Raw genomic sequence first — 21,822 nt, 5'->3', positions numbered from 1 at the left:
TGCCCTCACAAAAGGAAGCCGAGCGCGCTCAGGCTGTCGGTGGAATTGATCAACCGCACCACTTTGCGCTCCAGCGACGGTACGCCATCGGTGAAACGAATGCGGTGATTGAGGTCGGCCACGAACGGTGTGTGCACGCCGCGCTTGTAGGCGTACAGCAACTGCGCGGAGTCCACTTCGACGATGTCCCCAGCCGCTTCCACCAGACGGAAACGCGAAACCATGCGGATGGTTTTCGCCGCGTCCACGGCGGACGGCGAGTAACCGGCAGTCAGGCGTTCGATGCGCAGGTCACGCATGCGCGCGTCGTCGTAGGCGTAGTTGAGGGTCGCTTCGAAATCTTCGGTGTCCGGGTCGATCGGCACGATGTACTTGCCGCTTTCGCTCCACAAGGTTGCCCATTCGGCGTAGTGCTTGTGGTCGAGCAGTTCGGCTTCGCGCCAGATGAACTCGATGGCTTGGGCCAACGGGCCGGAAAAACCGTTCAGGGTGTCGTGATTGCTCATTGGCTCATCATCCTTTTCCACATGTCGTAGGCACCGCGCATGCCGCCTTCATCGGTGGCGTGGCTGACTTTGTCGCCGTTTTCGGCAGTGATTTCGCGGTTCAGGCCGCGGTTGACCAGGATCGGCGCGTCGACACCGGCGTACGAACCACGCTGCACGCGGTCCCAGGCTTCGGCGTCGTCAGGGCTGCCGAAACCGAACGGGCCCTGGAAATGTTCGTGAATACGCATGCGTTCGCGGTTGGCGATTTCCGGGCCGCCGTCCATGCCCAGGGCGACGTGGCGGATCTCGGTTTCGGTGACCGACACCGGACGCAGTACGCGGAAGAACGACATCGACATCGCCACGTTGGGGAACAGGTTCAGGTTGAAACCGGCGCCGTGCAGCGAGCGCACGATGCGACGGACCTGATCGGCCGGCAGGGTTTTCGACAGTTCTTCGGTGACGTGGGCGAAGCGCTCTTGCAACTGTTCGGTACCGTCGTCGTGATCGAGATCGACGTGCTCCGGCACCATGACCATCACACTGTGGCCGTTGCCCAGCGAGTGGGTCACGGCTTGTTCGTCGGTCATGAACGAGAGCATTTCCGAGGTTTCTTCATCCACCGACGACATGAAGGACTTGTGCACGATCGGGAAGTGATAACCGTCGGTGGTGTTTTCCAGCTGGATCTTCCAGTTGCCCTTGAAGCTGAACTTGTGTTCGCCCTGGGTCTTGATCGGGTAACCGGCGCCCTGCTTCATGAACAGGTCCATCCAGTGCTTGGCGCCGCCGAGGAAGTCTTCCAGCGGTTCGATCTCGTCGTTGTAGCTGGCGAAGACCATGCCGGCGTAGCTTTCCACGCGCAGGCTGGTCAGCGGCAGTTCCGACTTTTCCAGAATGCCTTCGTAGCCGTCCGGATACGGCAGCGCCCGCAACTTGCCGTCCAGGCCATAGGACCAGCTGTGGTACGGGCAGGTGAAACCGGTAGCGTTGCCCTTGTGCTTCTCGCACACGGTGGCGCCACGGTGACGGCAACGGTTTTCCAGCACGTTGATGGTGTTCTTCTTGTCGCGCACCACGATCACCGGACGACGGCCTATGGTGGCGGTCTTGAAGTCGCCGCTGTTGCGCACTTCGCTTTCGTGGGCAACCCACACCCAGGTGCGGTAGAAAATCTTCTCGAACTCGGCTTCGAACAGCGCCGGGTCGTTGTACAGCGAGACGTCGACGCGGTCATGCCGGACCAGCTCTTCAGGGCTTTTCGACGTCGCGATCAGCTGATATTCATGAGTGCTCATGCGGTTCTCCTCATGGCTTCTTTTTATGATTTGTTTTTAGCGCCGGCGCGTTCACCGGCCATGCTTTGTTGCAGCTGCGCACCGAAGGCGCAGACTTGTTCGTCCTGACCCTTGCGACCGACGATTTGCAGGCCGACTTTCAGCCCGCCGCAATCGAGTTCCACCGGTACGGTCAGGGCCGGGTGGCCGCTGAGGTTGAACGGCCGCACCAGCGGGGTCATGCCGGCCACGGCTTTGCTGCCGGCGCGGGCTTCGCTGAGGGTTGGCGGCAAGGTCGGCAGCGTCGGCAGCAGCAATACGGCGAAGTCTTCGAGCACCGCGTCCACTTGGTGGGTGAACGCGGTGCGCACGGCTTCGGCCTGTGCCAGTTCTTCGCGGGTGGTGCGGCTGGCCGCCAGCAGGCGTGTTTCCACATCAGCGCCGATCAGGCCCTTGCCAGTCAGATGACCGAAGGCCGCCCAGTTTTCAAAATTGATCACGGTCAGGCCGGCAGCGAATGCCGCTTCGAATTCGCTCAGGTGCAGGTGGCTGCGATGCCAGCCGGCACGGTCGGCGGCGGCAACCAGGCTGGCTTGCAGGTGCGGGTCGCAGGCCACGTCGAGGAAACCGACCCTGACGCCTTCGCCTGGCAAGCCTTGAGCGGTAAAGCCCGGGCAGATCACCTGCATCGCCGCGATGAGGTCATCCATGGACCTGGCGAACGGCCCCACGCAATCGAGGCTCGATGCCAGTGGATGCGCGCCGACACGGCTGACACGACCGTAAGTCGGCTTTAGCCCGGCCACGCCACAGCACGCGGCCGGCACCCGCACCGAACCACCGGTATCGGTGCCGATGGCAATGTCCGCCAGGCCTGCGGCGACGGCGGATGCCGAACCGCTGGAGGAACCGCCCGGCACGCGATCCGGGGCTTGCGGGTTAACTGGCGTGCCGGTCCAGTCGTTGATCCCGGTGACGCCGAAGGCCAGTTCATGCAGATTGGTCTTGCCAACGATCTGCCAGCCAGCGTCGAGGATCGCGTCGACCACTTCGGCGTTTTTGCTGGCGGCGGGCGCCTCTGCAAAGGCACGGCTGCCCGAACGGGTCGGATGGCCGGCGATGTCGATGGAATCCTTGATGGCCACGCGTTTACCGCTGCCACCGAGCAGAAATTCGCTGATGAAAGTACTCATGCCTTCAGCTCCGTGTTGAACAGCCGTTGCGTGCGGAAATGCGCGATCAGCCAGACGCCGTCGACACAACGAAAATCGATGTTCAGGCGGGTGCCGAACAATTCGTTGCGGCCATCGGCATAGGTGGAAATCTGCTGCATGATCCACTGCCCCTGGGCCCCGCTGCCGGCGACCACGATCGACTCGCTGGTGAGGTAATGCAGGTTCAGCGTGAAGTGGTCGGACGGCGGCAGATAACCGCCGACAAACGCCGCCACCGCCTCACGCCCACGGTGTTGGCCGAAGGTCTGTGCGGTCTGGGTGCCGAGGCCTTCCCAGATCGCATCCTCGGTGAACAACTGCGCCAACTGACTCAGATGAATCACCGCCCGCGGCACATCGCAAAGGTCCATGTAGCGCGCCATCAAGCGGCGCACGGCACTTTCCCCTTCGAGCGTCGCCAGACGCTGCAGCAAGGCCTCGTTCATGGCTTACACCTTGGCCGCATCAGGGATGGTCAACGGGCGACCGATGCGCGCTTCGATCTTGGCGTAGCGCCACAGGCTGTATTGGCCGACCGGCGTGGTGCGGAACAGGTTGCAGGCGTCGATCACCGACTGGTGGCAGTCGACGTCGGCCATGATGTACACCGTCCACGGCGAAGTGGTCGACGGGCCGACCATCAAGCGGTCGTCGTCCATGGCGCCGAGTACGGTGATGCCGGGCATCGCACCGAGGTCGCCCATCATCTGGCTGAAGCCTTTCCACACGCTCAGGCCTTCGCCGGTGGGCAGGTCGAAAAAGTTCTGAGTGATGCCGATGCAAAAGACGACGCGCAATGGTTCCTGGGTAGCTTGGGACATGCTGTTGATCCTTGAAAAAGTAATGAGAATTCAGATGTAGCCCGGGAACGGCGGCACGCCGAGGAACACCGAGCCGGCGCCGTCATACAGGCCTTCACTGAGGAACGCGTGCTGGGTCACCACCATCGAGTCGCGCAGGTAACGCTGCAGCGGATGGCGCAGGTAAATGGCGGTGGTCCCCGCCAGGCTGTAAGCGCTTTGCACCACCTCGGCACCGGCCTGGGACACGTGAATGGCGGACAGACGCAGCAAGCTGGTTTGCTCCGGGGTGACCGGGTTGCCTGCGATGATCGAGTTCCACACCTGCTCGGTGGCGTTGTAGAAGAACCCACGGGCCGCAGCGAGCTTGGCTTCGGCCTTGGCGATTTCGATGCGCACGTAAGCGCGATCGGACAGTTTCGGCGCACCGGTGATGCCTGAACCGCCAGCCATGCGGCTGATTTCATCGAGTGCCGCGCGAGCCAGGCCGAGGTTGACCACTGCCAACACCTGCGCGGCGTAGGCAATCGACGGGTAGCGGAACAACGGTTCGTCGATGGTCGAGGCACCGCCGCGGATGAAGGTCCAGCGCTCGTCGACGCGTTTGTCGTTCACGCGCAGGTCATGGCTGCCGGTGCCTTTGAGGCCGACCACGTCCCAGTTTTCGACGATCTCTACTTGCTCCGGACGGAACACGGCGGTGCGTGGCTTACCGCCTGCGGCGCCGATGCCGACACCGAGCAGGTCCGCGCCCTTGCAACCGCTGGCGAATTTCCAGGTGCCGTTGACTTGATAGCCGCCTTCTAAAGCCTCCGCCGGTTGCAGCGGGAACAGGCCGCCAGCGAACACCAGGTCCGGGCTTTCGGCGTAGAGCTCAGCCAGGGTTTCCCGTGGCAAAGCGGCGAGGTAAACACCGGCACTGCCGAAACTGGCCACCCAGCCCGCCGAGCCGTCGGCTTCGGAGATGCGTTCGATCATTTGCAGGAACAGGTGCGGTGCCAGGGCGTCACCACCGAAGCATTTCGGCGTGGCCGCACGGTAGATGCCCACGTGTTTGAAGCGCTCGATCATGTCGCGTGGCACATGGGAGCCGGCGTCGAATTCGTCGCGGCGCCGGCGCACTTCGTCCAGGACCTGCGCGAAGGCCTGGCTGTCGACGACATTTTCGTCAACGCCGATCGATGCGTCTTGTTGCGCAACCGCTGAACGCAGCATGGGCATTCTCCGTTTTGATTATTGTTAGTGGGCAGCTCCCTACCGGAGTGTGGATGCCCTTGCATTGCGGTCCAGTGTAAAAACCGCGTCCCGGCGCCACTATTGGTGCGTGCAGCCCCCGGACTAAAGAAAACCCCTAGGCCGACACCCCATACCTCTGAGCGCATCCCCATGCGCGAGCAGGTATAAAAAGCCATACTTCCGGCTCCACCGGTCGGAACCCTCTGCCGCCAAGGGCTGTGCGATGTATTTGCCAAAACCGAACGACTTCTATGCGCTGATTGAAGCCATGCCGCTGTGCATCATTCTTCACGATGCGCACACCAAGGAAATCCTCTGGGCCAACGCCGCTGCCCTGGCGGCGTTGGGCTTTACCCTGGAGGAACTGACGCCACTCAAAGCCCCGGACATGACCCGCGACGCACCGAAATATCGACGTTCAGTGGGTTTGCGTTGGCTGGAAGGTGCCGCGCGCACCGGACAGCGCGCCATCGAGTGGTGCTATCGCTCCAAGCAAGGGGTGGAGATTCTTTCCGAGGCCGTGGCGACGTTGGTGCACCTGGAGGGCCGCGATGTGTTGATGGTGCAATTCCGCGACATCTCTAAAGAAGACAAGGTCAAGCGCGACCTCAAACGCTTCGAAAGCCGGCTCAAGGCGTTCATGCAGGATTTGGCCGAAGGTGTCGCAGTGCTGGGCCCGGAGGGCGATATCCGCTTTATCAGCGACTCCGGCGCACACTTGCTCGCCAGCGAAGTGCGCCAGTTGATGGGCAAGAACTTTCTTGCCTGGTGCGACGACGCTTCACGCCAGCGTCTTCTGCAACAGCTCGCCAATGAATCGCCGGAACACGCGCCGTTCAGCGTTCATTACAAAGTGCAGCGACGCGACGGCGAGTGGCGCTGGCATGACGCAACCTGCCGCTACATCGAGATTGAGGACGACCTGGTCGGCCATCTGCTACTGTTTCGCGATGTCACCGAGCAGGTGCAGGCCGAAGAGGCGCGACGGGTCAGCGAACAGAAGCTCGAATACCTGGCGCGCTACAACGCCATGGGTGAAATGGCCGTGGCCATCGCCCACGAGTTGAGTCAACCGCTGGCGGCGACCCGTAATTTCATTGAAGGCACGGTGATTCGCCTGGGCAACGCCGGCGACACCGATCAAGCCGTCGCCTGGGGTTTGCAGAATGCCGTGCGGCAAATCGAGCACGCCTCGGTCATCATCAAGAGCGTGCGCGATTACGTGGTCAAGCTTGAGCAGTCCGAAGAACTGGTGGACCTCAATGAGCTGCTGCGCGAAACCCGCTACTTCATCAGCTTGCGCGCCGATCCGAGTCTGGTGCGTGTCGAAATCGTGACCTCGCCCGAGCCGTTGCGGGTGAGTTGCGAGAAGGTGCTGATCGGCCAGGTGATCCTCAATCTGGCGTTCAACGCGATCGAAGAAATGGCGGACTTGCCCATTGAGCGACGCTTGTTGCGCATCCATGCCAGCACCGACAACGGCGTGGCGCTGGTGCGTATCGAAGACAGCGGGCGCGGCATCCAGGCCCAGGCGCAGGAGAAGCTGTTCGACGGTTTCTTCTCGTCCAAGGTCAGCGGCAACGGCATCGGCCTGGCGCTGTGCAAGAACATCATCGGCCGTCATCGCGGCGACATCTGGGCACAGAACCAGGAGCCTTGTGGCGCTGTTTTCAGCTTCTCCCTTCCTCTCGCTTCCGCCCTCTAAAAGCAAAAGATCGCAGCCTGCGGCAGCTCCTACATAGACCGCGCGTCCCTGTAGGAGCTGCCGAAGGCTCGGGCCGCGTTCGGACGATTTTTTGATCTTTGGCCATCACTGGCACAGAGACACAAACACTTGGCAGGCAGGGCAATTCCCCCGATTGCCGGGCGAGGCACTATTCAATCGTCAGAATCTGCCCACTCACCCGCGATCCGCGTTACCAACAATTCAGGAAGTTCCCCTTATGCGAACAAACAGGATCTCCGTACAGTCAGCGCTAGGCCTGAGCCTGCTTGTACTCGGTTTGAACAGTGCCCGTGCGGACCTGCCGGCCGACACCGGCATCGGCCAGACCACCCTGGCCTTCCCCGCTGAACCGCACCGCGCGTTCGTCGTCGATGTCGAGTTCGAAAGCTTCGTCGCCGGCCGTATCACCGTGGTCGACCCGGATCAGAAACGCGTGCTGGGCATGGTGCCGACCGGTTTCGCCGCGCCTTCGGCCCTGAGCCATGACGGCAAGCTGATCTACGCTGCGGACATCTGGTATTCCCGTGGCACCCGCGGTACCCGAACCGACGTGCTGACCGCATGGGACACCTCGACCCTGTCGCCGGCCTGGGAGGTGTTGATTCCGAACAAGCGCGCCGAGTCACTGACCCAGCGCTATGGCCTGAAGACCAGCGGCGATGACCGATTCGTCTACGTCTACAACTTCACCCCGTCGACCTCGGTGACGGTGGTCGATACCCAGGCCAAAGCTGTCGCCAGCGAAGTCGCGATCCCTGGCTGTGTGCTCAACTACCCGGTCGGCAAACGCCGTTTCGCCTCGCTGTGCGGCGACGGCAGCCTGCAAGTGGTGACCCTCAACGATCAGGGCCAGGAAACCGCGCGCAACCGCACGCCGTTCTTCGACCCGAACGCCGAGAAACTGGTGGAACGCGCGGTCAACGTCGGCGACACCTACTACTTCACGACCACCACCGGCACCGTGCGCGCCGTGGATTTCTCCGGTGACACGGCAAAAATCCTGCCGAGCTGGTCGCTGACCACCGACGAGGAAAAGAAAGCCGGCTGGGCACCGGGTGGCTGGCAGTTGATGGCCGTCGCGCCAAAGCTGAACCGCCTGTACGTGTTGATGCACGACGCCCACGAACCGATGAAGTGGGAAGACCCGAGCACCTTCATCTGGGCCTACGACCTCAAGACCATGAAGAAAATCGCCACCCTGGAAGCCCCGGCTCCGGTGTGGAGCATGCAGGCAACCGGCGACGACAAACCGCTGTTGCTGGGCACCGATGTTGAAGGTGGCTTGCAGATCTTCGACCTCAAGACCAACAAGCACACCGGCAGCATGGCCAAGGTCGCCAAAACCGCGACTCAGGTCATGAGCTACTAACGAGGTTCGGCCATGCAATCAGATCCGATCTTCATCATTGCCAGCGCGCTCGCCATTTCGGCGCTGCTGGCCAGTGCCGCCACCCACAAGGTACGGGCGCCGGCACGCTTCGCCAAACAGCTGGCGGACTACCAACTACTGCCCGCGGCGCTGGTGCGTTCGGGTACGCGGTTGATCCCGCTGCTGGAACTGGCCATCGCTTTTGCGCTGCTGGTTCCGCTCAGCCGGGGCTGGGCGGCGTTGAGTGCGGCCAGCCTGCTGACGCTGTACGCCGCCGCCATTGGCATCAACCTGTGGCGCGGTCGTCGTGACATCGACTGCGGCTGTGCCGGGCCAGACCAGGCGCAACCGCTGCGTCCGGTCCTGCTGCTGCGCAACAGCGTGCTGGTCGCGCTGGCGCTGCTGGCCAGCGTGGCGCCGGTGGTGCGTGACATGACGATGTTCGATGGCTTCGTCATCGTGGCTGCCGCCGCGGTCACGCTGCTCATCTACGCTGCGGCCGCAGGGCTGATGGCGAACTCCCCTCTTCTGCTCAAATTGATTGGTAGGTAATCAAAATGGAAGGCTTGATCGTTTCCAACGTATTGCTCTGGGTGCTGCTGGTGGCCGTGGCGTTCGTCGTCATGGGCCTGGTCCGTCAGATCGGCGTGCTGCACGGTCGCCTGGCCCCGGCCGGCGCACTGATGGTCGACAAAGGCGTGGCCGTCAATGAAGCCGCCCCGCAGATCACAGCCGCTGACCGTAAGGGTCGTCCGGTGAACTTCGGCTATGCCGGTGAAAAATCGCAACTGCTGTTCTTCCTCTCGCCCACCTGCCCGATCTGCAAATCCTTGCTGCCGGCGATCAAATCCATCGCTAAAGAACAGGCCGGTACGCTCGACGTAGTGTTCGTCAGCGATGGCGACATGGACGCCCAGCAAGCGCTGATCCGCGAGCACAAACTGGAAGACGCCACCTACGTGGTCGGCCCGGAAGTCGGCATGACCTACCAGATCGGCAAGCTGCCGTACGCCGCGCTGATCGACAAGTCCGGAACCCTGCGCGCCAAAGGCCTGGTCAACTCCCGCGAACACCTGGACAGCCTGTTCGAAGTCGAGCACTTGAAACACGCCACGCTGCAGCAGTACCTCAACGCGCAGCCCCACGACCATGACCACAGCCACGGCCATAGCCACTGATAAGGCAGGGAGACCCTCATGAAACTGCTGGATCTGTTGTTCGAGCGCTCGACGCGCCGTGTTGCCGACACTACTTCGCGCCGCAAACTGCTGTCGCGCATGGGCTCGCTGATGGTGGCCGGTGCCGCCTTGCCCCTGCTGCTGCCACTGGATCGCACCAGCAAGGCGCTGGCCGCCACTGACCCGAAGGCCGGTGATCCCGGCGATCCGAACAGCTGCGACTACTGGCGCTACTGCTCCATCGACGGTTTTTTGTGCAGCTGCTGCGGTGGGTCGGTGACGTCCTGCCCACCGGGCACCGAAGCCTCGCAAGTCACCTGGATCGGCACCTGCCGCAATCCGGCTGATGGCAAGGACTACATCATTTCGTACAACGACTGCTGCGGTAAGCAAAGCTGCGCCCAGTGCGCCTGCACTCGCAACGACAGTGAAGAGCCGGCCTACCGCCCGTTCAACAACAATGACGTGAACTGGTGCCTGGCCGCCAAGTCGCACATCTACCACTGCACCGTATCGATCATCCGTGGCGTGGCGGTCTGACACGCGCTTTACCGCCGGTTGCCTTTGCAATCGGCGGTTTTTTTGAAGATCGCACCCACAACAAAAAGGGATTGTCATGCGTCACTTGTTAATCCTCAGCCTGGCCGGCCTTCTGATCACCCCGCAGGTCCACGCCCGGGCCATTCCCAATCCCAACCAGCGCCACGCACCGGGCAACGAAGAGGCGCAAAAGCCCATCGCCGAAGCCAACTACAGCGTCGGCGTGAACTATCAATTGCAATGCGCCGGTTGCCATCTGGGCGACGGCAGCGGTTCCGCGGCCAACGACACACCACGGATGAAAGGCTTTGTCGGCAACTTCCTGAAAGTCCCCGGTGGCCGCGAATTTCTGGTGCGCGTGCCGGGCATGTCGCAGTCGGCGCTGAACAACGCGCAACTGGCGGATCTGCTCAACTGGCTGATGCGCGAAGATGGCATGGCCGGCAAGAGCGTTCCGGCGAATTACCAGCCCTACAGCGCTGATGAAGTCGCGACTTTGCGGGCCAGGACCATGCTCAACCTGCCTGGCACCCGCGGCGACCTGATCAAGGCCATGCGTGCGCAAGGCATCGCGATAGATGACGGGATGAATGACTGAGTCGGCTAGAACGCGATCAGCCTGAGTTGCCGATACGCATCGATCAATTGCTCAAGGCTGAACGCCAGGTTTCGTCCACTGGGATTGGGCAAGACCCACACCGCGGCGTTGCCGAATGTCCCGGACTGAAGCCCCCACCCCACATTGCGTTGAGCGGACAGCGCCGAGTACGCCGCTTTGCCGAGAAACGCCACATAGCGCGGTGCGTAGCGGGCGATCTTCTGCTCGAAGTTCGCCGCCGCGGCGATGAATTCCTGCTTTGAGAGTTGATCCGCCCGCGCCGTCGGTCGCTCGACCACCGCGGTCAGGCCGCACTGATACTGCACAATCGTCCGGTCGTTTTCCGGGCGCACCTCCTCCGGAGTAAATCCGGCCAGATGCAGCGTGCGCCAGAAGCGATTGCCGCGACCAGCGAAATGGTGGCCTTGAGCGGCGGCGATCATGCCGGGGTTGATCCCGCAAAACACCACCGTCAGCTGCTCGGCCAGTATGTCTTCGAGCCCCTCACTCACCGCAGATCACGCTCACCGCATTGCGCGCAAGTTCACTCAACTCGGCCCGGGACTTACCCGCCCGCGCCCGAATCGAAATGCTGTGCAGCAGCGATGACGCCAGCACCGCCAACGCCGCCGCGTCGACATCACTTTTCAGTTCGCCGGATTCGATGGCCGTGCGCAGACGCACTTCCAGGTCGGCATCGAGACGGCTGAGCCGGTCCGACAGCAGGGCGCGAATTTCCGGGTCTTCGACCGCTTCGGTGGTCGCCGTGCCGATGGCGAAGCAGCCCCGAGGCTGGCCTTCGCCGGAAAAGTAGATCGACAACTGCCCCTCGTAGAACCGCATCAGCGCCTCGCGCAAGGTCAAGCCGGGGTCCGTCAGCGCGGCCTGCATGTCGGCAGAGGCCACTTCCCAGTACTGCTCCAGCGCCTTGATGTACAGCGAATGCTTGTCACCGAAGGCCGCGTAGAGGCTCGGGCGATTCATCCCCGCCGCCGAGGCGATGCTGTCCAGGGACGCGCCGGAATAGCCGGTGCTCCAGAAAACACCGAGTGCCTGTTGCAGCGCCGTCTGCGGGTCATACGCGCGGGGCCGGCCACGGCCTTTACCCTCTGTCAGTTTATTTTGTGCCATGTCGTACAAAACCCTTGCAGGGAGGTGAATGTGGGGATATTTTTACACCATCGCACAAAAATAAGGAACCACAAATTCCTTGATCCATGTTTGTTCACGCGAAGCTCGAACCGGGTGTTGCAACGACGAAACAGAGGCGACGGAGCGATCCTCCCAACCGCCTGCGCGTTTGCTTTCCAACAGCATTTATTCACGTCGGCGCCTGGCGATGACTCCTGGCCCGAATTCCCGGTTAAAGGTGCATTCGATCATGACTAAACAAATCGAGATCCCGGCTTCCCAGGCCTTCGCGGCCCAATCGCCCATCAAGAAACCCTTGAAGGAAAAACTGCGGCCATGGCTGATGGTCGGCCTGCCCGCCCTCTTCGCCGCCGTTGGCTACGCCCACTACGTTGCCGGCGTACCCTTCGTCACTACCGACAACGCCTACGCTCGCGTGGCCAAGGCTTCGATCAACGCGCGGATTTCCGGGCAGGTTGTAGAAATCGCCGTTGAAGACAATCAGAAGGTGACCAAGGGTCAGGTGCTGTTTCGCATCGACCCCAAGCCATTGCAGATCGCGACCAATCGTGCCGAAGCGCAACTGAGCGTCGCGCGCTTGCGCATCGACGGCCTCAAGGCCAGCTATCGCCAGCAACAGGCGGAACTGCAAGCGGCGAAAGCGTCGGCGGGCTTCGACGAGAAGGAATTTGCGCGCAAGAAAGCGCTGATGGCGACCGAATTCGTCTCCCGCTCCCTTTATGAGCGCTCGGAAACCGACCTGAAGGTGGCACGGCAGCGCATCGCGTCAATAGAGCAACAGATCGCCAGCACCGTCGTCGCCTTGAACGGCAACCCGAGCATCGATATCGATAGCCATCCCAGCGTTCGCGAGGCCAAGGCGCAGCTGGACGAAGCGCAGCTCTACCTCGCGTACGCCACGGTTTATGCCCCCGCCGACGGCATCGTCGCCAAAGTCGATGACTTGCAGGTGGGCAATTACCTCAATAACGGCGCACCGGCCTTTGCGCTGATTTCCGACCACGAGATCTGGGTCGAAGCCAACTTCCGCGAAACCCAGGTCACGCACATGCGCCCCGGCCAGGAAGCGACCATCCGCATCGACACCTACCCGGATCGCGTGTTCAAGGCCCACGTCACCAGCATGAGCCCCGGCGCCGGGTCGGACTTCGCCCTGCTGCCGCCGGAAAACGCCACGGGCAACTGGGTCAAAGTGGTTCAGCGGGTACCGGTTCGCCTCGAACTGGATGACGTCGACCCTGCCCTGCCACTGTTTTCGGGCACCAGCGCCACGGTCAAGGTCGACACCGGTTACAGCACACCATGGTGGCATCCGCTCAAATCGCTGCTGACGGCAGGTAACCTCTAATGAACGCCCCTGCAGATACAACCCCGAATGCAAGCAGTGCGCGCTCGCTCAGGTTGGCCGTTCTGCTCGCGACTTACATGCAGTCGGCGAACCTGCCGTTGCCCAATGCGGTATTGCGGCTGATTCAAGGCAGCCTGTCGATGACCGACGATCAGGCGGGCTGGATATTCACCGCGTACCTGGCGGCAAGCGCCATCACCATGCCGATTGCCCAGTGGCTGGCCGCCCGTTTTGGCTTGAAGCGGGTGTATCAAGCTGCGCTCGCGTTCTTCGTCCTCGGCCTGCTGCTGGCCACGGTTTCCAGCACGCCGCTGGAATTCATCGGCGCGCGCATTATTCAAGGCTTGGCGAGCGGTGTGCTGGCGCCCCTGTCGATGGCGATTGCCATGGAGACGTTGGCGCCCGAGAAGCGCATGAAGTTCGGCGCGACCTGGACTGCAATCGTGCTCATGGGCATCGTCAGCGGCCCGAGCATCGGAGGCTGGATCGCCGAGCATTACGACTGGCGCCCGATCTTCTTCGTCAGCCTGCCGTTGTCGACGTACATTTTCCTGGTCGTAGCGCTGTTGCTCACCGAGAAGAAAGCCGCGAAGGCGCCGGCGTTCGACTTCTTTGGTTTTGGCACCTTCACGCTGGCGTTGATCAGCCTGCAAATGCTGCTCGACCGTGGCGAACGCATGGACTGGTTCGACTCGCCGGAAATCTGGATCGAGGCGCTGGCCGGTGGACTGGGTTTGTACTTGTTCCTGATGCATGTGCTGACCAAACAGGCGCATTTCCTCAACAAGAGCCTGTTCCGCGATCGCAATTTCGTGCTGTCGACGATCATCTTTTTCGCCGTCGGTTTCGTGCTGTTGTCGACCATGGCCCTGACGTCGCCGATGCTCGATGAAATCCTCGGCTACCCGCCTGACACCACCGGTGCCCTGACTATTCCACGCGGTATCGGGCTGGTTGGCGCGTTCCTGCTGATGGGGCGTGTGCCCGAGCGTTTCGACCGTCGGTGGTTCGTGGCGGCAGGCGCGGGCGCGGTGATTTATGCCAACTGGTTGATGCTCGGCTATTCGCCGTTGATGGACTGGTCGCCGGTTGCGGTGACCGGCGCGATCCAGGGGGTCGGCATTGGCATGTTAATGCCGTCGCTGACCAAGGTTGCGTTCAGCACGCTCGACCCTGCGCTGCGCCCGGAAGGCACCGGCCTGTTCAATCTTTCGCGGGTGTACGGCAGCACCATTGGCGTGGCGATCGTGCAGATTTTCTTCTTCAACAATACGCAGGCGATGCACCTGGCGCTTGGCAACAACGTGACGCCCTACAGCGCCGCCGCGCATTTCGGCACAGCATCGCTGCCGCTGCCGACACTTGAAGGGCTCAGCCACCTGATCACCCACCAGGCAGCGTTCATCGCCGTTGTCGACCAGTTCAAAATCTTGATGGTGGCGATGCTGGTGGTCAGCCCGCTGATTCTCTTTCTTCGCAAACCTGCTGCGGCCAACTAGTTCTCGTGGAGTGTGCCCAATGAAATCCAGTCATCTATTCCAACCGAAACTCACGGCATTGTCGGCGCTGGTTTTTCTCTCGGCCTGCACTGTCGGCCCTGACTTCAAAACACCTGAAGCGAGCCCGTCGCAGCATTACGATCAACAGGCCGAACAACATCTCGGCGGCCAGCAGCGTATCGCGCTTGGCCAGAAAGTCAGCGGGCAATGGTGGTCCGCCTTCCGCTCGCCCAAGCTCGACCAGGTCGTGCGCCGGGCCATCGACGGCAACCTTGAGCTGGTCGCTGCCGATGCAACCATTCGCCAGGCGTCTCAATCCGTGGCGGCGGCGCAAGGCGCGTTGTACCCGCAAGTCGACTTCGGCGCGATGGCGGGTCGTCAACGGGTGCACAACGCCAAGGAGCCTTCGATCTCCAACTTCTATGCGATCGGGCCACGGGTCGGCTTCGACCTGGATGTGTTCGGTGGCAACAAGCGGCTGGTCGAACAGCAACAAGCGTTCACCGATCTGCAAACGCATCGCTACGAAGCGGCGTACCTGACCCTGACCGGCGAGGTTGCCAGCCAGTCGTTGTTGATCGCATCGGCCAACGCGCAAATCCAGGCCGTGGAGAAACTGCTGGTCAACGACACCAAGAACCTCGAACTGGTACGCGCGGCGCTGATCAACGGCGCGACCACGCAGATTGATGTTTCGCTGGCCGAGACGCGGCTTGCCCAGGACCGCACACTGCTGCCGCCATTGGCCCAGCAACGTGATGCGGCCCGCCATGCGCTGTCGATCCTGACGGGCAAAGGCCCGGCGGACTGGATCGCGCCGGACTTCCACCTCGACGAGTTCGCCTTGCCGTCGAACGTGCCGGTCAGCCTGCCCTCGGAATTGGCCCACGATCGGCCGGACGTGCGCCAGGCCGAGGCGGAGCTGCACATCGCCAGCGCCGCCGTCGGCGTGGCAACCGCCAATCTCTATCCTCGGGTGACCTTGTCCGCATCGTTGGCCCAGGCTGCTTCAGGCAATGGCGGTGCGGCGCTCTGGGGTTTTGCCGCAGGCCTGACGGCACCGATCTTCACCGGCGGAACCCTCAAGGCTGAGCAGCAGGCAGCCGTCGAAGGCTACAACGCGACGCTCGCCGGCTATCAGCAGACCGTCATCAGTTCGTTCGGCCAGGTCGCGGACACGCTTCAAGCAATCAACCATGACGCGGAAGAATTCCTCGCCCAGGAAGACGCCCTGCAAGCGGCCGAAACCAGCCTGCGGTTGAACCAGCAAGCCTATGCCCAAGGCGAGAACAGCATCCTCCAGGTGCTGGAAGCCGAGCGCGCCTACCAACAGTCGCTGCTGGGCCATATCCGCGTGAAGACCGCGCAGTACCTCGACACCGTGCAGCTGTTTGTCGCCCTCGGCGGCAATTCCATTGGCGTCTTCGAGCAACGGGTTGCCAGCCGCGAAGCCCCACAACGTTCGTATCAGTAGAGGCCGCGGCCTCGATATTTGGAGTAATGACATGTCCTACGAAGCCTTTCACGATGAACTTCGCGATACAACATTTGCGCTGAATCACGGCACAGGGAAAATGCCCGCCGTCGGCTTCGGCACCCTGTTCAAGGACCTGAGCGTCACCACCGAGGCGATCACCCATGCGCTGGAAACCGGATTCCGCCATTTCGATTGCGCCGAGCGTTACCGCAACGAAGAAAGGGTCGGTGTTGCCTTCAAAGCGTTCATGGATGCGGGCAAGGCGCGGCGCGAAGACTTGTTCATTACCACCAAACTGTGGAACACCAACCATCGACCCGAGCGCGTATTGCCGGCGTTCGAAGCCAGTTGCCGTCGGCTCCAGGTGGACTACATCGATTGCTACCTGATCCATACGCCTTTCGCCTTCAAGGCAGGCGACGACCAAGACCCACGAGACGCTTTCGGCCACGTCCTTTACGACGGTGACGTGACGCTGATTGACACCTGGCGTGCCCTTGAGCAACTGGTGGATGAGGGGCGCTGCAAGTCCATCGGTTTGTCCGATATCACCCTCGAAGCGCTGAAAGAGATCGTGGCCGTGGCGCGGATCAAACCCGCCGTGGTGCAAGTTGAATCCCACCCTTACCTGCCGGAATGGGAGCTGCTTGAGTTCTGCAAGCAGCAGGGCATCGTCGTCCTCGCCTTTGCCCCGCTCGGGCACGGCATGGAGCCGAACGTGCTGGAAGACGAAGTGATTACGGGGATCGCCCGGCATTTGCAGCGGACCCCGGCCCAAGTCTTGCTGGCCTGGGCGGTACAGCGGGGTGTAGCGTTCCTCACCACATCAGCAACGCTGAGCCATATCCGGGAAAACTTCGATATCGCTACCCTGCCGCACCGGGCCATGCTTGAAATTCGCGAAGAGATCACAACGCGGATACGCTTCAACTCGGTGGTAGAGACGGGAGTGCCCGGATTCATCCCGCGACAACAGTAGTGCACCACAAGGGACGGCAGCGACCGTCCCTTTTATCGCTTATCACTTGAGGTGAAACGATGGATGTTTTCCAGACCATGCGGTTTTTTTCGGCGGTTGCACAAAGCGGCAGCTTTACCGCCGCGGCCCAGTTGCTGGACACCACCACGACCAACGTTTCCAAAGCGGTCTCCAGCCTGGAGGCCCGCCTGCAAACCCGCCTGATCAACCGTACGACGCGGCGCCTGGCGTTGACCGAGGCTGGCACACGTTATTTGCAACGTTGCGAGAAAATTCTGGAAGAGCTGCGTGAAGCTGAGGAAGAAGCCGGCACGGCACAGATCACGCCCGTGGGCCGTTTGAAGATTCATGCGATGTCGGCCATCGGCAATCATTACGTGATCGACGCCATCGCTAAATACCGCGAGGCCCATCCCTCGGTATTGTTCGATTTGACCCTGACCAACCGGCTGCCAGACTTGCTGGAGGAAGGCTATGACATGTCGATCGTGCTGGCGCGGGACCTACCCGACTCAGGCTTTGTCGCACAGCGGCTGGGCATCACCTACAGCATTCTCTGCGCCTCGCCCGAGTATCTGAAGAAGCGCGGAATGCCCGACACGCCGGGTTCTTTGGGGGCACATGATTGTTTGAGGATCGTCAACACGGTCATGCCGGCCGAGCATTGGGTATTTGAAGGGCCGCAAGGCGTGGAGACCGTCAACACGCCGGTCTCGCCGTTTCACGTCAACACCGCCGACGCCATGACCGTCGCCATCACCCGTGGCATGGGGATCGGCATTCAGCCTATTGCGTCTGCCGTGGCCGGCCTGAAGACAGGCACATTGGTGCGGGTGCTGCCGGAGTACCATTTTGAAGAATTGAACCTGTTTGCGATCTACCCTTCACGAAAATTCGTCGATGCAAAAATAAAAACCTGGGTGGAGTTTCTAAAGGACTACCTGCCCGGGTTGCTGGCGAGCGACGACAAAATTGCCTGCTCATCAAAAAAAATCAGGCACCTCTAAGGCTGGAGTGTCGACCCTCCATCGTCATCGCAATACTCAACCGTTCGAACAGCCGCTGCCCATGACCTGATACTGCATGACGTGGCGCTGCCCCTGGGAGTCTTCATAAGTCATTTGCGCCGGCACCGGGCCGCACTCTGGTGCAACATCAGTCACGGAAATGACTTTTTTGACATCCAGTTTCGAACCGTAGGTGTACGTCTCTACCGGTGCCTGGTCTCTGGACACGTTGGCGTGGCTTTCTTCGGCAAAGGCCTGCGCACCGATGCAACTGAGCGCCAGGAAAATCGCGATTTTTGAGATGTTCATGAAGTTCTCCGTCTCGTTCAAGTGGGCTTGCTTGTACGTTGTGAACCCATGGCGTGGGCTCATTCCGTAGAGACGATGCTAGGGGTTTACCCCGGCACCAAACAGCGCAGCGCCGGACAAACACTGTTAACGAAATGAGAGGGAATGCGTTCACCGGAGGTCAGGTCGGCTATCAGGCCGCCTCGCCTTGGTTTTTGATTTTGATCTGCCCCGTCGGAAGGCCGAGTGGAGGTTCTGCGCAGTGGGCAACCCGGCAAGGATGCCGGGTTAGCCGCCCCCGGCCATGGATGGCCGATGGTGGCGGGCCCACGGAGCAGGACCGGAGCGAGGGTACCCTGAGCCTAAGCGAAGGGCCTTACGTCAGGGGCCAAGCCCTTTGGTTACTTTGGGGCCCCAAAGTGACCCGCCGTAAGGGCGGAACCCTCAGTCGCCATTACCGCAGAAACGGATATGTACACCAGATCATTAAACCTGCGCAGCAGCCAATGAGCCCACACGTACCGATGCACGGTGCTCAATGTCCGGCAAAACATCCACCGCTGGCGTCCAAGCCGGCACACTCGGCATCTCTTTGCGCAAGCTGTGAATCAAGGTGTACGACATCACCAGCAGCAACATCGCGATCGGCAATCCGGCGGCAATGCTTGCCATCTGAATGGCCTTGAGTCCACCGGCGAGCAGCAGGCCCGCCGCAATTGCGCCTTCCAGAATGCACCACAGCAACCGGATCCAGTTGGGCGGATTGGTGCTGCCCAGGGCACACAAGGTGCACAACACCTGGGTGCCGGCATCTGCCGTGGTAACAAAGTGCACACCCAGCAATACGCACACCAGAATCGAGAGGATGGCGCCAACCGTAGGGCCATCAAGCGACTGAACCAGCGTGAACATCGCCGCCGTGGTTTCTTTCTTGGTGGCAAGCAGCACCGTGCCGCCTTCGAACTTCGGTTGTTCCTGACCCACTACCTGGCTGGCAACCGATGCCTGATAAGCCTGGCGATCCTGCTGTTCGTTTTTCAGGGCAGCGCCACCGAACACCGACATCCACAAAATGGTCACCATGGTCGGTACTACCAATGCCCCGATCACCAGTTCCCGGATGGTCCGGCCTTTGGAAATCCGCGCAATGAACAGGCCGACAAAAGGCCCCCAGGTCATCCACCACGGCCAGTAGAACGCCGTCCACCAGTTTTGCCATTCGGTGTCTTTCTGGGTGTCCATCCAGAAACTGAGGCCAACGATGTTTTGTACATAGTCACCGGTGGATTCAAACATCAAGTTAAGGATGTAACGCGTTGGACCGATGGCCAGTACCGCCAACATCAAAATAAATGACAGGTACATATTAAGCGTGGAGATCCGCTTCATACCTTTGGACAACCCGGCAAGTAGCGAAATACAGGCAATAATACTGACAACCAGAATGATGGATAACTGCAATCCGATACTGACCGGAATGCCGAACACTTGATGCAGCCCGGTATTAATCTGCGCAACACCCAGGCCAAGGGACTGTGAAACACCAAAGGCTGTAATCACCACACCCATGATATCGACTACATGGCCGATCCAGCCGTAGATGCGGTCGCCAATCAGCGGATACAGCAGCGAACGCAGGGCCAGTGGCAGTCCTTTACGGTAAGCGAAATACGCCAGGCTCAAACCGATCATGGAGAAGATCGCCCACGGGTGCAGGCCCCAGTGGAACAGCGTGATGCGCATCGCGATGCTGGCCGACTCGTCCGTCAGACCCTTTGAGAACGGGTTATCGGCGTAGTGCAGCATGGGCTCGGCAACGGACCAGAAGATCAGGCCGATGCCCATTCCCGCACTGAATAGCATGGCGATCCATGAAGCGAAACTGAACTCGGGCCGATCGTGCTCAGTGCCGAGTTTGAGATTGCCGAAACGGCTGATGGAGATATACAGCAGCAAACCGAGTACGCCACTGATCAGGGCGATGTAATACCATTTAAAGTTATGCAGGATAAATACCGAAGCCATTTCAAAGGCCTTGGCTGCCTGCTCATCTTTAAATGCACAAAACAGAACAAATGAGATCACCGCTAATATCGAAGCGACCGTCACATTCGGGTTCAAGCCTTTTAACATGCCTGATTGCGCACGCATTGTTTTCCCCTTTTGTTTTTGTTTAAGGGTTTTAGAGAGTATTCCGCAAGCTACTTACCCGTTGATATCGAATGACATCAGAGGGCCGTATATCTTCGGATTAATTCCGGTCTAACTCGGTTTTGGCAGCATCGCCAAGATGATTGAAACCTGACCATCGTTCAAACCATATTTAATCACCGACTCATGAGAAAAACGCATCAATAAATCCGGTTCGCCCTCCTCTATTTATCGCCTGTCGATGCACTCACCCACGGGGTCACCCACCGACACCAGGTTAGAGCTGGCAATCCCGTTTGGCGTCACCGGGTGATGCAGCGGCGCATCCTTTTGCAGGTGCTTGCCTGTGACTTTCGCCTGGCCCACGCACAGCGCGAGCAACGCGGCACTGCCGGCATAGAAAAAGTAGAAGCTTGAGGTGCCGAAGAACTCCATCAGCACACCCGCAATCAGCGGGCCAATGCAGGCACCGACACCAAAAGTGATCAACAACATGCCCGACAGCGAAACGCGCAAGTGCGGCTCCATGTTGTCGTTGGCCAACGCCACGCCCAACGGGTACAGACAAAACTGCAGGAAGCCGATCGCCGAGCCGAACCACAGCAGGGTCACGAATGCAGGCGTTTGATTGAAGGCCAGCGGCAGGCTGATGAGCACCAGCAAGACCGCCACCGCGCGGATCAGACTGGCACGCGGCAAACGATCCGAGAGCCAGCCCAATGGCAACTGCGCCAGCAGGCCTGCACCGATGGTCAGTGCCATGAACTGGCCGACCTGTGCTGTTTCCAGTCCCTGTTTGCTGGCGTAGATCGCGGCCAGCCCGTAAAAGCTGCCGTTGATCATGCCTGACACGAGAATCGTCACCAGGGACTGCGGAATGCGCCGCAGGAACAACCGCAGGTCGATCGATGCCGCGGGCACCGCCGTCGGATGGGCGCTGCGAGTGAGCGCCACCGGCACCGAACACAGCGCAAACACCATCGCTACCCCCAGCAACGCACGGATTCCCAACCCCTCGTCGAGACTCAAGGCCAACTGACCGAGCATCATCCCGACGTAGCTGGCGACCATGTACAGCGCCAGCACGCTACCGCGCTGCTCGGTCCGGGCCTGATCGTTGAGCCAGCTTTCCAGCACCATCAACTGGCACATCATCGCCAGCCCGACCAGCCCCCGCAGCACCAGCCAGAAAGGCAGGGACGTGCTGAACTCATGCGCCAACACCGCTGCCGCAATCAGTCCGGCACAGGCTGCATAGGTTCGAATATGCCCGACCTGTGCGATCAGGCTGCGCCCGACCCAGCCACCCAGCACCATCCCCAAGGCATTGGCGGCCATCAACGCCCCCCCTGCCGTTTCACTCGACCCCATCGCATTCAGGCGCAGTGCCAGATAGGTCATCAGCAAGGTCGAGCCCAACTGCATCAACAGGCTGGCCAGATAAAGCGCACCGAAGGTTTTTGTCAGTCTTATCACCGTGCGATCCCCGATCATT

General features: G+C 60.9%; 22 protein-coding genes. 11 read left to right on the top strand and 11 right to left on the bottom strand.

All coding sequences use genetic code 11. The features are described 5' to 3' along the window. Window positions 1–5 precede the first annotated feature (5 nt). Genes BVK86_RS26560 through BVK86_RS26535 form a run of 6 tightly spaced genes read right to left on the bottom strand, consistent with a single transcriptional unit; the run spans window position 6 to window position 4,994 of the window. Complete coding sequence (locus tag BVK86_RS26560) at window positions 6–506, bottom strand: aromatic-ring-hydroxylating dioxygenase subunit beta (protein WP_075949203.1); 501 nt, start codon at window positions 504–506, stop codon at window positions 6–8. Continuing rightward, window positions 503–1,786, bottom strand: a complete 1,284-nt coding sequence (locus BVK86_RS26555) for an aromatic ring-hydroxylating oxygenase subunit alpha (RefSeq protein ID WP_075949202.1) — start codon at window positions 1,784–1,786, stop codon at window positions 503–505. The genes BVK86_RS26560 and BVK86_RS26555 overlap by 4 nt, the downstream gene beginning before the upstream one ends. Before the next feature lie 23 nt (window positions 1,787–1,809). Beyond that, window positions 1,810–2,958, bottom strand: coding sequence for an amidase (locus BVK86_RS26550; RefSeq protein WP_075949201.1), 1,149 nt, complete (start codon window positions 2,956–2,958; stop codon window positions 1,810–1,812). Continuing rightward, entirely contained in the window at window positions 2,955–3,425 is a 471-nt protein-coding gene (locus BVK86_RS26545) for a nuclear transport factor 2 family protein (protein WP_075949200.1), read from the bottom strand. The genes BVK86_RS26550 and BVK86_RS26545 overlap by 4 nt, the downstream gene beginning before the upstream one ends. A 3-nt stretch (window positions 3,426–3,428) precedes the next feature. Continuing rightward, the gene (locus BVK86_RS26540; RefSeq protein ID WP_046040355.1) at window positions 3,429–3,800 is read right to left on the bottom strand and encodes a hypothetical protein; all 372 of its coding nucleotides are present in this window, start codon (window positions 3,798–3,800) and stop codon (window positions 3,429–3,431) included. A 30-nt stretch (window positions 3,801–3,830) separates the two neighbouring features. Next, window positions 3,831–4,994: an acyl-CoA dehydrogenase family protein gene (locus BVK86_RS26535; RefSeq protein ID WP_075949199.1), complete on the bottom strand. Its 1,164-nt coding sequence runs from the start codon at window positions 4,992–4,994 to the stop codon at window positions 3,831–3,833. Window positions 4,995–5,238: 244 nt separating this feature from the next. Between BVK86_RS26535 and BVK86_RS26530 the strand changes: the two genes are divergently transcribed. From BVK86_RS26530 to BVK86_RS26505, 6 genes are all read left to right on the top strand, one after another. Further along, window positions 5,239–6,720, top strand: coding sequence for a sensor histidine kinase (locus BVK86_RS26530; protein ID WP_075949198.1), 1,482 nt, complete (start codon window positions 5,239–5,241; stop codon window positions 6,718–6,720). Window positions 6,721–6,958: 238 nt separating this feature from the next. After that, on the top strand, window positions 6,959–8,110 hold the full coding sequence (locus tag BVK86_RS26525; RefSeq protein WP_075949197.1) for an amine dehydrogenase large subunit: 1,152 nt from the start codon (window positions 6,959–6,961) through the stop codon (window positions 8,108–8,110). 12 nt (window positions 8,111–8,122) lie between these two features. Beyond that, window positions 8,123–8,662, top strand: coding sequence for a MauE/DoxX family redox-associated membrane protein (locus tag BVK86_RS26520; RefSeq protein ID WP_075949196.1), 540 nt, complete (start codon window positions 8,123–8,125; stop codon window positions 8,660–8,662). Window positions 8,663–8,667: 5 nt separating this feature from the next. Beyond that, window positions 8,668–9,288, top strand: a complete 621-nt coding sequence (gene mauD / locus BVK86_RS26515) for a methylamine dehydrogenase accessory protein MauD (protein WP_075949195.1) — start codon at window positions 8,668–8,670, stop codon at window positions 9,286–9,288. A gap of 18 nt (window positions 9,289–9,306) precedes the next feature. Next, a complete protein-coding gene (locus BVK86_RS26510) occupies window positions 9,307–9,828 on the top strand; it encodes a methylamine dehydrogenase light chain (RefSeq protein ID WP_027620621.1) in 522 nt (173 codons plus the stop codon). A 76-nt stretch (window positions 9,829–9,904) separates the two neighbouring features. Next, complete coding sequence (locus BVK86_RS26505) at window positions 9,905–10,426, top strand: cytochrome C (protein ID WP_075949194.1); 522 nt, start codon at window positions 9,905–9,907, stop codon at window positions 10,424–10,426. Between the two features lie 5 nt (window positions 10,427–10,431). On the opposite strand, the gene mug is transcribed toward BVK86_RS26505, so the two are convergent. Further along, on the bottom strand, window positions 10,432–10,938 hold the full coding sequence (gene mug / locus BVK86_RS26500; RefSeq protein ID WP_075949193.1) for a G/U mismatch-specific DNA glycosylase: 507 nt from the start codon (window positions 10,936–10,938) through the stop codon (window positions 10,432–10,434). Continuing rightward, on the bottom strand, window positions 10,931–11,557 hold the full coding sequence (locus tag BVK86_RS26495; protein ID WP_075949192.1) for a TetR/AcrR family transcriptional regulator: 627 nt from the start codon (window positions 11,555–11,557) through the stop codon (window positions 10,931–10,933). Before BVK86_RS26495 ends, mug begins: the two co-directional genes overlap by 8 nt. 250 nt (window positions 11,558–11,807) lie before the next feature. On the opposite strand from BVK86_RS26495, the gene BVK86_RS26490 reads away from it, so the two are divergent. From BVK86_RS26490 to BVK86_RS26470, 5 genes are read left to right on the top strand one after another with little or no spacing between them, the layout of a single operon-like run. Next, entirely contained in the window at window positions 11,808–12,926 is a 1,119-nt protein-coding gene (locus BVK86_RS26490) for an HlyD family secretion protein (RefSeq protein WP_075949191.1), read from the top strand. Further along, entirely contained in the window at window positions 12,926–14,425 is a 1,500-nt protein-coding gene (locus tag BVK86_RS26485; protein WP_075949190.1) for a DHA2 family efflux MFS transporter permease subunit, read from the top strand. The genes BVK86_RS26490 and BVK86_RS26485 overlap by 1 nt, the downstream gene beginning before the upstream one ends. Window positions 14,426–14,444: 19 nt before the next feature. Then, window positions 14,445–15,899, top strand: a complete 1,455-nt coding sequence (locus tag BVK86_RS26480; RefSeq protein WP_075949189.1) for an efflux transporter outer membrane subunit — start codon at window positions 14,445–14,447, stop codon at window positions 15,897–15,899. Window positions 15,900–15,930: 31 nt separating this feature from the next. Further along, a complete protein-coding gene (locus tag BVK86_RS26475; RefSeq protein WP_075949188.1) occupies window positions 15,931–16,881 on the top strand; it encodes an aldo/keto reductase in 951 nt (316 codons plus the stop codon). A gap of 59 nt (window positions 16,882–16,940) precedes the next feature. Beyond that, complete coding sequence (locus BVK86_RS26470) at window positions 16,941–17,888, top strand: LysR family transcriptional regulator (protein WP_075949187.1); 948 nt, start codon at window positions 16,941–16,943, stop codon at window positions 17,886–17,888. A gap of 36 nt (window positions 17,889–17,924) precedes the next feature. Here BVK86_RS26470 and BVK86_RS26465 read toward each other — a convergent pair whose 3' ends face one another. The 3 genes from BVK86_RS26465 to BVK86_RS26455 all read right to left on the bottom strand — a co-directional run bounded on the left by BVK86_RS26465 (window position 17,925) and on the right by BVK86_RS26455 (window position 21,803). Further along, window positions 17,925–18,197: a DUF2790 domain-containing protein gene (locus BVK86_RS26465; RefSeq protein ID WP_075949186.1), complete on the bottom strand. Its 273-nt coding sequence runs from the start codon at window positions 18,195–18,197 to the stop codon at window positions 17,925–17,927. A gap of 465 nt (window positions 18,198–18,662) precedes the next feature. Further along, window positions 18,663–20,327, bottom strand: a complete 1,665-nt coding sequence (locus tag BVK86_RS26460; RefSeq protein WP_075949185.1) for a BCCT family transporter — start codon at window positions 20,325–20,327, stop codon at window positions 18,663–18,665. 228 nt (window positions 20,328–20,555) lie between these two features. Further along, the gene (locus BVK86_RS26455) at window positions 20,556–21,803 is read right to left on the bottom strand and encodes an MFS transporter (protein ID WP_173668842.1); all 1,248 of its coding nucleotides are present in this window, start codon (window positions 21,801–21,803) and stop codon (window positions 20,556–20,558) included. Window positions 21,804–21,822 lie beyond the last annotated feature (19 nt).

Origin of the sequence: Pseudomonas reinekei, assembly GCF_001945365.1 — a bacterium.
GTDB classification, from domain to species: domain Bacteria; phylum Pseudomonadota; class Gammaproteobacteria; order Pseudomonadales; family Pseudomonadaceae; genus Aquipseudomonas; species Aquipseudomonas reinekei.
The sequence above is the reverse complement of the archived record's forward strand: the minus strand, read 5'-3'. Positions and strand labels throughout refer to the sequence as shown.

What these genes read in the sequence shown, in the direction of transcription:
- BVK86_RS26560 (WP_075949203.1), bottom strand. Translation starts at nt 506, where the DNA reads ATGAGCAATCACGACACCCTGAACGGTTTTTCCGGCCCGTTGGCCCAA.
- BVK86_RS26555 (WP_075949202.1), bottom strand. Translation starts at nt 1,786, where the DNA reads ATGAGCACTCATGAATATCAGCTGATCGCGACGTCGAAAAGCCCTGAA.
- BVK86_RS26550 (WP_075949201.1), bottom strand. Translation starts at nt 2,958, where the DNA reads ATGAGTACTTTCATCAGCGAATTTCTGCTCGGTGGCAGCGGTAAACGC.
- BVK86_RS26545 (WP_075949200.1), bottom strand. Translation starts at nt 3,425, where the DNA reads ATGAACGAGGCCTTGCTGCAGCGTCTGGCGACGCTCGAAGGGGAAAGT.
- BVK86_RS26540 (WP_046040355.1), bottom strand. Translation starts at nt 3,800, where the DNA reads ATGTCCCAAGCTACCCAGGAACCATTGCGCGTCGTCTTTTGCATCGGC.
- BVK86_RS26535 (WP_075949199.1), bottom strand. Translation starts at nt 4,994, where the DNA reads ATGCTGCGTTCAGCGGTTGCGCAACAAGACGCATCGATCGGCGTTGAC.
- BVK86_RS26530 (WP_075949198.1), top strand. Translation starts at nt 5,239, where the DNA reads ATGTATTTGCCAAAACCGAACGACTTCTATGCGCTGATTGAAGCCATG.
- BVK86_RS26525 (WP_075949197.1), top strand. Translation starts at nt 6,959, where the DNA reads ATGCGAACAAACAGGATCTCCGTACAGTCAGCGCTAGGCCTGAGCCTG.
- BVK86_RS26520 (WP_075949196.1), top strand. Translation starts at nt 8,123, where the DNA reads ATGCAATCAGATCCGATCTTCATCATTGCCAGCGCGCTCGCCATTTCG.
- mauD (WP_075949195.1), top strand. Translation starts at nt 8,668, where the DNA reads ATGGAAGGCTTGATCGTTTCCAACGTATTGCTCTGGGTGCTGCTGGTG.
- BVK86_RS26510 (WP_027620621.1), top strand. Translation starts at nt 9,307, where the DNA reads ATGAAACTGCTGGATCTGTTGTTCGAGCGCTCGACGCGCCGTGTTGCC.
- BVK86_RS26505 (WP_075949194.1), top strand. Translation starts at nt 9,905, where the DNA reads ATGCGTCACTTGTTAATCCTCAGCCTGGCCGGCCTTCTGATCACCCCG.
- BVK86_RS26495 (WP_075949192.1), bottom strand. Translation starts at nt 11,557, where the DNA reads ATGGCACAAAATAAACTGACAGAGGGTAAAGGCCGTGGCCGGCCCCGC.
- BVK86_RS26490 (WP_075949191.1), top strand. Translation starts at nt 11,808, where the DNA reads ATGACTAAACAAATCGAGATCCCGGCTTCCCAGGCCTTCGCGGCCCAA.
- BVK86_RS26485 (WP_075949190.1), top strand. Translation starts at nt 12,926, where the DNA reads ATGAACGCCCCTGCAGATACAACCCCGAATGCAAGCAGTGCGCGCTCG.
- BVK86_RS26480 (WP_075949189.1), top strand. Translation starts at nt 14,445, where the DNA reads ATGAAATCCAGTCATCTATTCCAACCGAAACTCACGGCATTGTCGGCG.
- BVK86_RS26475 (WP_075949188.1), top strand. Translation starts at nt 15,931, where the DNA reads ATGTCCTACGAAGCCTTTCACGATGAACTTCGCGATACAACATTTGCG.
- BVK86_RS26470 (WP_075949187.1), top strand. Translation starts at nt 16,941, where the DNA reads ATGGATGTTTTCCAGACCATGCGGTTTTTTTCGGCGGTTGCACAAAGC.
- BVK86_RS26465 (WP_075949186.1), bottom strand. Translation starts at nt 18,197, where the DNA reads ATGAACATCTCAAAAATCGCGATTTTCCTGGCGCTCAGTTGCATCGGT.
- BVK86_RS26460 (WP_075949185.1), bottom strand. Translation starts at nt 20,327, where the DNA reads ATGCGTGCGCAATCAGGCATGTTAAAAGGCTTGAACCCGAATGTGACG.